We start from the raw sequence: 12,042 nt of genomic DNA, 5'->3' as shown, positions 1-12,042 counted from the left end.
CACGTTACCCACCAGGTCGCGTCAGCCCCTCCTCGGCGGCGCCCAACGACAGGATGACCCGATCGGTGCGTACGAGCGCGTCCGCGCGGCGCTTCGGGTCGACGCTGGTGTCCGTCGTGAGGTTGCGCACGCGGATCGGCGGGCCGAGGTCGATCAGCGTCGGCAAGTACTCGGCCTGGTCGACGGTCCACCCGTCATCGCTGCGGCTGAACCGGAAGCGGGCCATCACGCCCTCCTCGGTGGCGCCGCGCGGATCCTCGTGGCGGGCGAGCTGGTTGCCCAGGCCGTAGGCGACCCACTTGCCGTTGATCTTCTCGAACGGCTGCACGGTGTGCGCGTGGTGGCCGACGATCAGGTCGATCGCCGCGTCGGAGAGCAGCCTCTTCGCGGTCTTGCGCTGGAAGGCCGACGGCGTGGACACGTTCTCGTCGCCCCAGTGCAGGCTCGCGATCACGACCTGGGCCCCGGCCTTGCGCGCGGCACGGGCGTCGGCGAGGACCTTGTCGACGGAGAGCACGTTGCCCATCCACCGCTCGGGCGGCTCGACGCCCAGGTTGAACCCGAACGTGTACGACACCTGCCCGACCTTCACCCCGCCGACGTCACTCACCAGCGGCGTGTTCGCCTCCTTCAGGGTGCGCGCCGAGCCGGTGTGCCCGATGCCGGCGCCGTCCAGCAGGTCCAGCGTGTTCGCCGCGCCCTCGGCGCCCTGGTCGAACGTGTGGTTCGACGCGGTAGAGCACGTGTCGTACCCGGTGGCGGAGAGCCCGGCGGCGACCTCGGGCGGCGCGGAGAACGTCGGGTAGCCCAGGAACGGACCGCGCGCGTCGGCGAGCGGCACCTCGAGGTGGCAGACCGCCAGGTCGGCGGACTCGACCGCGGACCGGACCCCGGCGAACATGTCGGTGAAGTCGCGCGAGCCGTCGCCGTCCTTGATGGCCTGCTCGGTGAGCGGCGGATGGATCAGCACGTCGCCGGTGGCCAGAAGGGTGAACGAGCCGCCCGCCGGGCGGCTGGCCGGCGCGGACCGCGGCGGAGTCGCGGGCGGTTCCGGTTCGGGAATGGTGATGCCGCCGCTGGACGCGTTGGAGCAGCCAGCGACCAGGGCTGACACTCCGCACGTGATCAGCAACCATCGGCGCACGCGCGCATTCTTTCGGTGCACGCACCCGAGTTTCAAGAGCCAATCGTCGTCAACTGCGACGTCGGAGCAGCCGGAACACCACCACCAGGACCACCAGGGCACCCACCAACGGGACCACACGCTTTGCCACGGACGGCCCCGCGTAGGCCAGCAGGTCGATCGGCTCGGTCTCCGGCTGGGGCTCCACGGCGGTGAGCTTGGGTTTGCTCTCCGTGGGCGGCGGGGCGGTCTTCGCGGCGGTCCGGCCCGCCTGGGCGCCCGTCCGCACGGCCTCCGCGCGCTCGGCGTCGGAGGGTTCGGCCCCGGCGGGCTCGGCCCGCTCGGGCGCTACGACGGACAGCTTCGGCGACTCCGCCGGCTCCTTCCCCTTCGACTCGGCCTTCGGCGCTGCCTTCTTCGGCGCTGCCTTCTTCGGCGCCTCGGCCGGCTCCGCGGCCGCGTCCTGGCCGGGCGCGAGCTTGGTGGCCAGGCAGCCGGCGAACGAGTTCAGGATCTTGCCGCCGACCTCGGAGATCAGCCCGCGGCCGAACTGGGCCGGCTTGCCGGTGATCGACAGGTCGGTGTCGACCGAGCCGGTGGTCCTCTCGCCCTCCGCGCGCAACGTCACGGTGACCGTGGCCGACGCGGTGCCGTTGCCCCGGACGTCCTTGCCGGACGCCTTGATCACGACCTTGCGGGCCGCCTCGTCCTTCTCCAGGAACTCGCCGGCTCCCTTGTACTGCAACGAGATCGGGCCGACCTTGACCTTCACCGTGCCCTTGAACGAGTCCCCTTCGACCTCGGCGAGGCTGGCGCCGGGCATGCACGGCGCTACCCGCTCCGGGTCCAGCACCGCGGCCCACACGGTGTCCAGGTCCGCCGGCACGGAGAACGAGTGCTCGAGCTTCACGTGTGGCCCTCCTCAAAGCCCAGGAAGGACGCCTTCCTGACACCCAGCGTCTGAAAGGCGTCCTTCCTGGCAACGCTACGCGCCGGCGGCCGCGGCCACCGCACGAGACGTGAGCACCCGCGCGAGGTGCTGGCGGAACTCGGCGTCGGCGTTGCCGTCGGTCGTGGGGCTGGTGCCCTCCGCCGCGTGCTCGGCCGCCGCCTTGATCGCCTCGGCCGTCGCCGGCCGTCCGACCAGGGCCTGCTCCACGGCGGTCGCGCGAACCGGGGTCGGACCCATGTTCGTGAGCCCGACCCGGGCCTCGGCGATCGAGCCGCCCTCGACGCGGACCGCCGCCGCGACCGCGACGATCGACCACGCCTGGGCCACCCGGTTGAACTTCTCGTAGTGCGCGTGCCAGCCGGTGAGCTTGGGCACCCGCACCTCGCACAGGATCTCGCCCGGCCGCATCGCGGTGGTGAAGAAGTCCACGAAGAACTCCGCCGCCGGGATGGTCCGCCGGCCGTCCATGCCCGACAGGACCATCTCGGCGTCCAGTGCGAGCGCCGCGGCCGGCAGGTCGCCCGCCGGGTCGGCATGGGCGAGCGAGCCGCCGAACGTGCCGCGGTGGCGCACCTGCGGGTCGGCCACGGCGTGTGTCGCCGCGGCCAGCAGCGCGGCGTGCTCGGCGATCAGCGGGTCGCCCTCAACGTCGTAGTGCGTGGTCATGGCGCCGATCACCAGGGCGTCGCCGTCCTCGCGGACGCCGCGCAGCTCGCCGACGCGGCCGAGGTCGATCAGCTTGGACGGGGCGGCGAGGCGCATCCGCAGCACCGGCAGCAGGCTCTGGCCGCCGGCGATCACCTTGGCGTCCTCACCGGCCTCGGCCAGCGCCCGGACCGCATCGTCCACAGTGGTCGGTGCGACGTAGTCGAACGCGGCGGGGATCACTGGGCACCTCCGGCCTTGATCGCCTGCCACACACGCATGGGTGTGCAGGGCATCGGTATGTCGTTGACGCCGAAGTGGCGCACCGCGTCGACGACCGCGTTGACCACCGCCGGGGTCGAGGCGATCGTGCCGGCCTCGCCGACGCCCTTGACGCCCAGCACGTTGGTCGTCGACGGGCTCTCGGTGCGGTCGGTGGTGAACGAGGGCAGGTCGGCCGCGGACGGCACCAGGTAGTCGGCGAGCGTGCCCGTGGTCAGCGTGCCGGACTCGTCGTGCACGGCCTCCTCGAACAGGGCCTGCGCGATGCCCTGCGCGAGCCCGCCGTGCACCTGGCCCTCGACGATCAGCGGGTTGATCACCTTGCCGACGTCGTCGACGCAGACGTACGAGCGGATCGTGACCCCGCCCGTCTCGGTGTCCACCTCGGTCGCGCACAGGTGCGTGCCGTGCGGGAAGGAGAAGTTCTCCGGGTCGAACGTGGCCTCCGAGTCCAGGCTCGGCTCGACGCCGTCCGGGAGGTCGTGCGCGGCGAACACGGCCAGCGCGACGTCCTGGATGGACACGCCGGTGGCCTGCGCGCCCGCGCCCTTCACCCGGAACGCACCCGCGGCGAACTCCACGTCGTCCTCGCCGGCCTCCAGCATGTGCGCGGCGACCTTCGCGGCCTTCGCCTTCACCTTGTCCGCGGCGGCCACGACGGCCATCGCGCCGACGGTCAGCGAGCGCGAGCCGTAGGTGTCCATGCCCTTGTGCGAGGACTGCGTGTCGCCGTGCAGGACCTCGACGTCCTCGAAGGGCACGCCGAGCTGGTCGGCCACGATCTGGCTCCACGCCGTCTCGTGGCCCTGGCCGTGCGGCGAGGAACCGGTGACGACCTCGACCATGCCGGTGGGCAGCATCCGGATCGCCGCGTGCTCCCAGCCGCCCGCCGCATAGGACAGCGCGCCGAGGACCCGCGACGGCGCGAGGCCGCACATCTCGGTGAACGTCGAGATCCCGATGCCCAGCTGGACCAGGTCGCCGCGTTCGCGGCGCTCGCGCTGCTCGGCCCGCAGCGCGTCGTAGCCGAAGAGCTCCATGGCCTTCGCCGTGGCCGCCTCGTAGTTGCCCGAGTCGTAGGTCAGGCCGGCGACCGTGGTGAACGGGAACTCCTCGTGGGAGATCCAGTTCTGCTCGCGGACCTGCATCGGGTCCATGCCGAGCTCGGCGGCCAGCTCGTCCATCAGCCGCTCGATCGCGTAGGTCGCCTCGGGGCGGCCCGCGCCGCGGTAGGCGTCGGTCGGCGTCTTGTTCGTGAACACGTTGGTGCACACGAACCGGTAGGAAGGGAACTTGTAGATCGCGTTGTACATGAACGCGCCGAGGATCGGGATGCCCGGCGAGACCAGGCGCAGGTACGCGCCCATGTCGGCGAGCAGCTCGACCTTCAGCCCGGTGACCGTGCCGTCGCGGCGGGCGGACATGGTCAGCTTCTGGATCTGGTCACGCCCGTGGTGCGCGCAGAGCAGGCTCTCGCTGCGCGACTCGGTGTACTTGACCGGCTTGCCGATCCGCCGCGCGGCCAGGAAGGTGAGCACCTCCTCGGGCGTGACCTGCAGCTTGCCGCCGAACCCGCCGCCGACGTCCGGCGCGATCACGCGGACCTTGTGCTCGGGCACGGACAGCGTCATCGCGAGCATGAGCCGAAGGATGTGCGGGATCTGGGTGGCCGACCACATGGTGAACTGCTCGCCGGTCGGGTCGACCACCACCGAGCGCGGCTCCATGAACGCCGGGATCAGCCGCTGCTGGCGGTAGGTCCGCTCGATCAGCACCTCGGCATCGGAGATCGCCTGCTCGACGTCGCCGCCGGACCCGGCCTCCGCGGAGTCGAAGACCCACGTGGCGCTGGCGTTGGTGCCGAGGTCGGCGTGGACGAGGTCGGCACCCTCGGCGGTCGCGGCCGCCATGTCGAGCACCACGGGGAGCACGTCGTAGTCGACGTCGATCGACTCGAGGGCGTCGGCGGCCTCGTAGGCGCTGCGAGCCACGACGAGCGCGACCGCCTCACCCGCGAAGTTGACCTTGTCCACGGCCATCGCCGGCGCGTCCGGCGACTTCATGTCCTCGGAGATCGGCCACGCGCACGGCAGGCTGCCCTGCTCGTCGGCGAGGTCCGCGCCGGTCAGCACGGTGAGCACGCCGGGCATCTCCTTCGCCGCGGACGTGTCGATGTTCGTGATCCGGGCGTGTGCCATGGGACTGCGCAGGACCGCCATGTGCACGAGGCCGGGCAGCGTGAGGTTGTCCGTCCACCGGGTGCGGCCGGCGATCAGGCGTGCGTCCTCCTTGCGTCGCCGCGACTTGCCGACCTCCGGCTCCAGGGTCGCGGTCATCAGTTACCGCCTCCCACCGGCTGGCTCGCGTCGGCGACCCGCTCCGCCTCGGGGCCCGCGCCGCCCTTCATGTGGGCGGCCGCGTCGCGGACCGCGCGCACGATGTTCTGGTAGCCCGTGCACCGGCAGAGGTTGCCCTCGAGGCCCTCGCGCACGGCCTGCTCGTCGGGGTCGGGGTTGTCGGCCAGCAGGTCGATCGACTGCATGATCATCCCTGGCGTGCAGAAACCGCACTGCAGGGCGTGGTGGTCGTGGAAGGCCTGCTGGACCGGGTGCAGGTTGCCGTCGCGGGCGAGTCCCTCGATGGTGGTGACCTCGCTGCCGTCGGCCTGTACCGCGAGCACAGAGCAGGACTTCACGCTGTGCCCGTCGAGATGCACGGTGCACGCACCGCAGTTGCTCGTGTCACAGCCCACGACCGTGCCGACCTTGCCGAGACGTTCGCGCAGATAATGCACGAGCAGCTGGCGTGGTTCGACGTCGTCGGTGAACTTGGTTCCGTCAACGGTCACGGTGATGCGCATGGGGCCTCCAAATACGACGCAGACGGCCTCGGCTAGTCGGTTCGGGTATGCGTGAGCGTCCTCACACCACCTGTAGGAGCCTGCCCCTGCCGGACCGATCGGACAAGTCCAGTCGGGCAAAAGTGGATCTGTGCGCGAAAGAGGGAGGAAGCGCCGTGCGAAAGCTGACGTACCTGATCGCCATGTCGCTCGACGGGTTCATCGCCGGACCCAGCGACGAGATCGACATGTTCCCCACTCCGGAGGCGTACCTGGCGCACCTGTGCGACGAGTACCCGGAGACGCTCCCGTCGCACGTGCGGCCGCGGCTGGGCATCGCGGACGCGCCGAACAAGCGGTTCGACACGATCGTGCAGGGCCGGGTGACCTACCAGCCCGCGCTCGACGTCCGGGTCACGAGCCCGTACGCGCACCTGCGCCAGCTCGTGGTGTCGACGACGCTGCCGGCCACGCTGTCGACGCCGGACCCGGCGATCGAGATCGTCGCCGGGGACCCGGCCGCCCGCGTGCGCGAGCTCAAGGCCGAGGACGGGCTCGGCATCTACCTGGCCGGCGGCGCGCGGCTCGCGGGTGCGCTGTACGGCGAGATCGACGAGGTGATCGTCAAGCTGTACCCGATCATGCTCGGCACGGGAGTCCCGATGATCAACGGTGGGTTCTCGACGTCGTCGTGGCAGCGGGCGGACCTGACGACGTTCGACAGCGGCCATGTGATCCTGCGCTACATCCGTTCGTAGGGTCGTTCGCGACGTTACAGTCGGTGACGTGATCTCCTCCGTCGCCGGCCGGCGCGGGCTGCCGGACGCGTCGTCGGAGCACCGCCGCGGCGTGGCACTCGGCGCGACGGCGTACGGGTTGTGGGGCGTTTTCCCGCTGTACTGGACGTTGCTGGGGTCGGCGGGCGCGCTGGAGACGCTCGCGCACCGGATGGTGTGGTCGCTGGTCGTGGTGTTCGCGGTGCTCTGGTGGCTGCGCCGCGGCACGGTGTTCGCGACGGTCCGCGCGGTACTCGCCTCCCGCCGGCGGCTGGGGCTGCTCGCGCTCGCGGCGGTCCTGATCGCGCTCAACTGGGGCGGGTACATCTGGGGCGTGACCAACGGGCGCGTGGTGGAGACCGCGCTCGGGTACTTCACCGGGCCGCTGGTGTCGGTGCTGATCGGCGTGCTGCTGCTGGGCGAGCGGCTGCGGGCCGGGCAGTGGGTGGCGGTCGGCCTGGGCACGGTCGCCGTCGCGGTGCTCGCGGTGGGCTACGGGCAGGTGCCGTGGGTGGCGCTGCTGCTGGCGTTCAGCTTCTCGACCTACGGGCTGGTGAAGAAGCTCGCGGGCGTGCCGGCGGTCGAGTCGGTGGGGATCGAGACGGCCATCTCGCTCGTGCCGGCGCTCGCGTACATCTGCCTGCTCGAGGCGTCCGGGTCGGGCACGTTCTTCTCGCTCGGCGTGGGCCACGCGCTGCTGCTGGCCGGCGGCGGCCTGGTCTCGACCCTGCCGCTGCTGGCGTTCGGCGGCGCGGCGGTGCGGATCCCGCTGTCGGTGATCGGGCTGCTGCAGTACCTGGCGCCCGTGCTGCAGTTCGCGTTCGGCGTGCTCGTGTTCCAGGAGCAGATGCCGCCGGAGCGCTGGCTGGGCTTCGCGATCGTGTGGCTCGGCCTGATCGTCCTGACGGTGGACGGCATGCGCGCGTCCCGAACCCCACGCGCCCTGGAGGCCCCCGAACCAACCTGACCCGCGTGCCCCTCGGCGGCCCGTCACACCCCGAAAACCGCCCAGCCCCAACCAATCCGCTCGCGCGCAAGTCCGCACGCGTCCGCTCGCGCGCGCGATGACCACGCCCCACCCGTTCCCGGCAGGGTTTCGGCAAGGTCTTTGTGTTGTTCAGGGTGTGATGCCGAGTAGTTGTAGTGGTCGGGTGATGTTGGTGTGGCCGGTCGGGTGTAGGGCGGAGCTGGTGAGGTTGCGCAGGCTGGCCATGGTGCGGGGGGTTTGTCCGGTGCGCAGGCGGGAGTGGTCGTCGTTGTAGGTGACGTCGCGGATCCAGTGCAGTCGGTTCTCGATGGCCCAGTGTCCGCGGACCAGTTCGGCGACGCGGGGTGGGTCGGTGTGGTCCGGGAGGCAGGCTGGTGATGCCCAGGACCGTGGTCGTGGTGGATGTCGCGGTCAGGGTGCGGGTGGTGTGGCGCTGGATACGGAATGCTTGTGCGGCATGGGGGAAGCCGGCTCCCTCGGGGGGCGGGTAGCACCTGGATGGTGCGGTGTTCGTGACGTCCGTGACCGGTGCCACGGGTGTGGTGTGCGGGAGCGTCGGGCCAGGGCAGGGCGCCGGGCAGGTGGACCCCAGCGCCGCCCGTACCGGGCACGGAGGGTTGTGCCATCGACCGCGACCGCCGCACGGCTGATGTCCCGACCGTTGGTGTCCCGACCGTTGGTGTCCCGGGTCCACGCGCCGAGCACGGCGTCGAGGTGATCGCCGTCCACGCATTGCAGCACCCGACGCACCGTGACCTCGGTCGACGGCTGGTAACGGCCGAACCAACCATCACAACGCGCCCCCAACGCCCCCAACGCCCCCAGCGCCCGCTGCGGCAGGTCGGCAGCCCATTCCCCGATCGCCGTCAACAACCGGACACCCGCCGCCACCGCAGCCACCGCCAGCGCGAGGACAGTCACCAACCGATACCGCACCCCGCGACGCCGACACGGACCGGGCACCACGGCCAGAAAGCGACACAGACCAACCACAGCCTGCGGAACACACGAGACCAACCGGATGAACGCGACAGGAATCAACGATGATGGCACGACACTCTCCCGATCATGGGCCTCAACAACCACATGACCAACCAGGATCGCGCCTGCACCCATCAGAATGATCGACTTTGCCGAAACCCTGACCCTGTCCCGGGGGCACCCCCCACCACGCCAGTCTACCGGCGCGTTGTGTCGGGCAGGGCTCGCAAGATCCACATGTGGACAGGCGGGGCGGTTGTGGACAACCGTGACCTACGACGCCGGACCAGAAGCAGCGAGCGACGCCGGACCAGGAGCACGCGAAGGACGGTCAGGGCTCGCGGTGGATGCGGCCCGTGGCCTCGGTGAGCCGGCGGCCCACGCCGCCCCAGCGCAGCGAGATGATCTCCGCGGCGATCGACACCGCCGTCTCCTCCGGCGTCCGGGCACCGAGGTCCAGCCCGATCGGCGAGGAGAGCCTGGCCAGCTCCTCCTCCGTGAGGCCGGCCTCGCGCAGCCGCGCCATGCGGTCGTCGTGCGTGCGCCGCGAGCCCATCGCGCCGACGTAGCTCACGTCGCACCGCAGGGCGACCTCGAGCACCGGCACGTCGAACTTCGGATCATGGGTCAGCACCGCGATCACCGTGCGCTGGTCGATCCGGCCGGTCTCCACCTCCGCCGCGAGGTAGCGGTGCGGCCAGTCCACAACGACCTCGTCGGCGTCCGGGAAGCGGCTCTTCGTCGCGAACACCGGCCGCGCGTCGCACACCGTCACCCGGTAGCCGAGGAACGAGCCGAGCCGGGCCATCGCCGCGGCGAAGTCGATCGCGCCGAACACCAACAGGCGCGGCGGCGGCTCGAAGGAGCTCACGAACACCGACATGCCCTCGCCGCGCCGCTCGCCCTCCGCGCCGTAGTGCAGCGTGCCGGTCCGCCCGCTCGCCAGCATGCCGCGCGCGTCGTCGGCCACCGCGTCGTCGATGCGGGACGTGCCGAGGTCGCCGGAGGTCCGTCCGGGCCAGATCACCATCCGCCGGCCCAGCCGCGCGGGGTCGGGGTGCGCCACGACCGTCGCCAGCGCCACCGGCTCCTCACTCTGGATCGACTTCGCCAGGTCGGCGAACTCGGGAAAGTCGGCCGGCGCGATCCGCTCGGTGTAGATGTCGATTATCCCGCCGCACGTCAGGCCCACCGCGAACGCGTCGTCGTCGCTCACGCCGTAGCGCGCCAGCACGGGCGTGCCGTCCTCGAGCACCTGCTGGCCCAGCTCGTAGACCGCGCCCTCGACGCAGCCGCCCGACACGCTGCCCGACACCGTCCCGTCCGGCGCCACCAGCATCGCCGCCCCGGGCGCCCGAGGCGCCGACGAGAACGTCGCCACCACCGTCCCCAACGCGGTCGGTTCGCCGGCGGAGTAACGGCGCAGCAGCTCGTCCAGCACGTCACGCACGGCGTACCTCCATCAGTAGCTCCTCGAGCGTAGCCAGGCTGTGCCCGGCCAGCAGCAGGTCCAGGTACGGCAGCGCGGCCGCGATGCCCGACTGGACCGGCGCGTAGCCGTCCCGGCCGGCGTGCGGGTTGACCCACAGCACCGCGTGCGCGAGCCGGCGCAACCTCGCCAGCTGCTCGCCCAGGAGCGCGGCGTCGCCTCGCTCCCAGCCGTCGGAGAAGAGAACGACCACGGCCCGCCGGGCCATTCCCCGCTGCCCCCACCGGTCGAGGAACGCGCGCAGCGTCTCCCCCAGCCGGGTCCCGCCGGCGAAGTCCGGCACCGCGCGCGACGCCGCGGCGAGCGCCTCCTGCGGGTCGCGCTTGCGCAGCTGGCGCGAGATCCTGGTCAGCCGCGTGCCGACGGTGAACACCTCGGTGCTGACCGGCGCCGCGCGGGTCACCGCGTGCGCGAACCGCAACAGCGCGTCGGCATACGGCGTCATCGAGCCGGACACGTCGACCAGCAGCACGACCCGGCGCGGCCGGCGCCCGCGGTCGCGGTAGGCGAGCCGGATCGGCTCACCCCCGGCCGCCCGCATCACGCGCAGCACCTTCGGCACGTCCAGCCGGCCCGTCCGCGACGGCCGCAACCGCATCGAGCGGCGCAGCGGCGGGTCCAGCCGCAGCGAGGCGATCAGCTCACGCAGGTGCTCGCGCTCGGCGGCGGTCAGCCCGGCGATGTCCCGGTGCCGCAGCACCTCGGTGTCGCTCGCCGCGACCTTCAGCTCGTTGGTCTCCCGCTCGGGCGCCGAGCCGTTGCCGGACACGTCGGTCAGCGCGGCCATCGTGGTCTGCCGCGGCCGGGGTGGCGCGGAGGGTCGCCGGCGGCGGGGTGGCGTGGCCGTGAACCACGCGGCGAACGCCTCGTCGTAGCGCGGCAGGTCGTCCGGCTCGGCGCACAGGGTCAGCCGGCCCGCCCAGTACACCTGGTCCGGGTCGGCCACGTTGATCGCCCGCACGGCGCCGAGGTAGGCCTGCACCCGCATCGCATCGGCGGGCAGTCCCGCCTCCCGCAGCGCGGCGGCGAAGCCGACCAGACCCGGCATCGGGTCGAGCGTGTCGGACGGCTGCACCCCTTCATTGTTACTCGTTCGACGGGCTACTCTCAGGTGCCGGCCACTCACTCACGGCCAGCACTGCCGGACGGCCGGTTCGATCCACACCGCACTCCCCGGCAGCTGTGGCGATCACCGAATCACGAACCACGGCCGCGTCTCGAACAGATCGCGCCGGCCGGTGTGGATGAGATTCACCTATGGCGTGCGGTGGAACAACCAAGAGTGGGCCGGCCGGGTGCGAAACCCCGGCCGGCCCAACCTACCCCCAGTCCCGGAACGACTCAGCCGATCCGCGAGACCAGCGTCGCGACCAGGTCGGTCCACTCGTGTGACTCCATCACCGGTCCTCTCCTCCCGGTTGCCCAAGCGACCCATCCGTCACTTGGGTCGACGGCGGCCGGGCGGGCCAGGAGTCCGGCGTGGACAGAGCGACTGATCTCAGCCACATGCCGGCGACCAACCCCAGGATCAGGCAGAACAACGCGAGTTTGAGCGCGAACGAGATCGGGCAGTAAGTTCGCACCTTCTCGCCCTCCCCTATGTTTCCCCGGCTACCCCGACAATTCGAGGTTCGCACGGGCAGGGGAATCGATCTGCGCCACCTGACACACAGCTGTGAAATTGTCCCATTATCCTGGCGCCTCTCGTTAACGACCAGGAAGTCAGCGTCGCCGTGCTCCGCCGAGGAGACCATAGCGCAAGGGACAATTGATCCGACCAGCCCACCGGCGGCGGGCGCGAACTGAATTTTGGACAAATACTGGCCACACGCGCGGATATCGAACCGAGATGAATTCCATGGCCCGCATATCACAATTGCCGGCCGGGGACGGTTCGTCCGAGACGCCGGGCCCGACGGTCAAGCGGGAGCCGTCCACTTCGGAGCGGAAGGGACGGCTCCCGGCGA

General features: G+C 71.2%; 10 protein-coding genes. 2 read left to right on the top strand and 8 right to left on the bottom strand.

The genetic code is table 11. The features are described 5' to 3' along the window. Nucleotides 1-4 precede the first annotated feature (4 nt). The 5 genes from ACRDTB_RS25585 to ACRDTB_RS25565 form a co-directional block, all read right to left on the bottom strand. On the bottom strand, nucleotides 5-1,144 hold the full coding sequence (locus tag ACRDTB_RS25585; protein ID WP_431434298.1) for a CapA family protein: 1,140 nt from the start codon (nucleotides 1,142-1,144) through the stop codon (nucleotides 5-7). 49 nt (nucleotides 1,145-1,193) lie between these two features. Further along, a complete protein-coding gene (locus tag ACRDTB_RS25580) occupies nucleotides 1,194-2,033 on the bottom strand; it encodes an SRPBCC family protein (protein ID WP_431434297.1) in 840 nt (279 codons plus the stop codon). A 75-nt stretch (nucleotides 2,034-2,108) separates the two neighbouring features. After that, complete coding sequence (locus tag ACRDTB_RS25575; RefSeq protein ID WP_431434296.1) at nucleotides 2,109-2,963, bottom strand: FAD binding domain-containing protein; 855 nt, start codon at nucleotides 2,961-2,963, stop codon at nucleotides 2,109-2,111. After that, a complete protein-coding gene (locus ACRDTB_RS25570; protein ID WP_431434294.1) occupies nucleotides 2,960-5,338 on the bottom strand; it encodes a xanthine dehydrogenase family protein molybdopterin-binding subunit in 2,379 nt (792 codons plus the stop codon). The genes ACRDTB_RS25575 and ACRDTB_RS25570 overlap by 4 nt, the downstream gene beginning before the upstream one ends. Continuing rightward, nucleotides 5,338-5,862, bottom strand: coding sequence for a (2Fe-2S)-binding protein (locus tag ACRDTB_RS25565; protein ID WP_431434292.1), 525 nt, complete (start codon nucleotides 5,860-5,862; stop codon nucleotides 5,338-5,340). Before ACRDTB_RS25565 ends, ACRDTB_RS25570 begins: the two co-directional genes overlap by 1 nt. Before the next feature lie 155 nt (nucleotides 5,863-6,017). On the opposite strand from ACRDTB_RS25565, the gene ACRDTB_RS25560 reads away from it, so the two are divergent. Both ACRDTB_RS25560 and rarD read left to right on the top strand, forming a co-directional pair. Further along, entirely contained in the window at nucleotides 6,018-6,599 is a 582-nt protein-coding gene (locus ACRDTB_RS25560) for a dihydrofolate reductase family protein (RefSeq protein WP_431434290.1), read from the top strand. Nucleotides 6,600-6,627: 28 nt separating this feature from the next. Beyond that, nucleotides 6,628-7,584, top strand: a complete 957-nt coding sequence (rarD, locus tag ACRDTB_RS25555) for an EamA family transporter RarD (protein WP_431434288.1) — start codon at nucleotides 6,628-6,630, stop codon at nucleotides 7,582-7,584. 432 nt (nucleotides 7,585-8,016) lie between these two features. Here the strand turns inward: rarD and ACRDTB_RS25550 are convergent, their stop codons facing one another. From ACRDTB_RS25550 to ACRDTB_RS25540, 3 genes are all read right to left on the bottom strand, one after another. Continuing rightward, nucleotides 8,017-8,721 carry a transposase family protein gene (locus tag ACRDTB_RS25550; protein ID WP_431434286.1) on the bottom strand — a complete coding sequence of 235 codons (705 nt, stop codon included), beginning with the start codon at nucleotides 8,719-8,721 and terminating at the stop codon, nucleotides 8,017-8,019. Between the two features lie 196 nt (nucleotides 8,722-8,917). After that, nucleotides 8,918-10,036, bottom strand: coding sequence for an XdhC family protein (locus ACRDTB_RS25545; RefSeq protein WP_431434284.1), 1,119 nt, complete (start codon nucleotides 10,034-10,036; stop codon nucleotides 8,918-8,920). Next, the gene (locus ACRDTB_RS25540) at nucleotides 10,029-11,123 is read right to left on the bottom strand and encodes a vWA domain-containing protein (protein WP_431434325.1); all 1,095 of its coding nucleotides are present in this window, start codon (nucleotides 11,121-11,123) and stop codon (nucleotides 10,029-10,031) included. The genes ACRDTB_RS25545 and ACRDTB_RS25540 overlap by 8 nt, the downstream gene beginning before the upstream one ends. Between the last annotated feature and the right edge of the window lie 919 nt (nucleotides 11,124-12,042).

Origin of the sequence: Actinophytocola sp. (assembly GCF_050699935.1) — a bacterium.
Lineage (GTDB): Bacteria > Actinomycetota > Actinomycetes > Mycobacteriales > Pseudonocardiaceae > Actinophytocola.
Note: the sequence above shows the minus strand (reverse complement) of the source record. Positions and strands in the feature narration are given on the sequence as shown.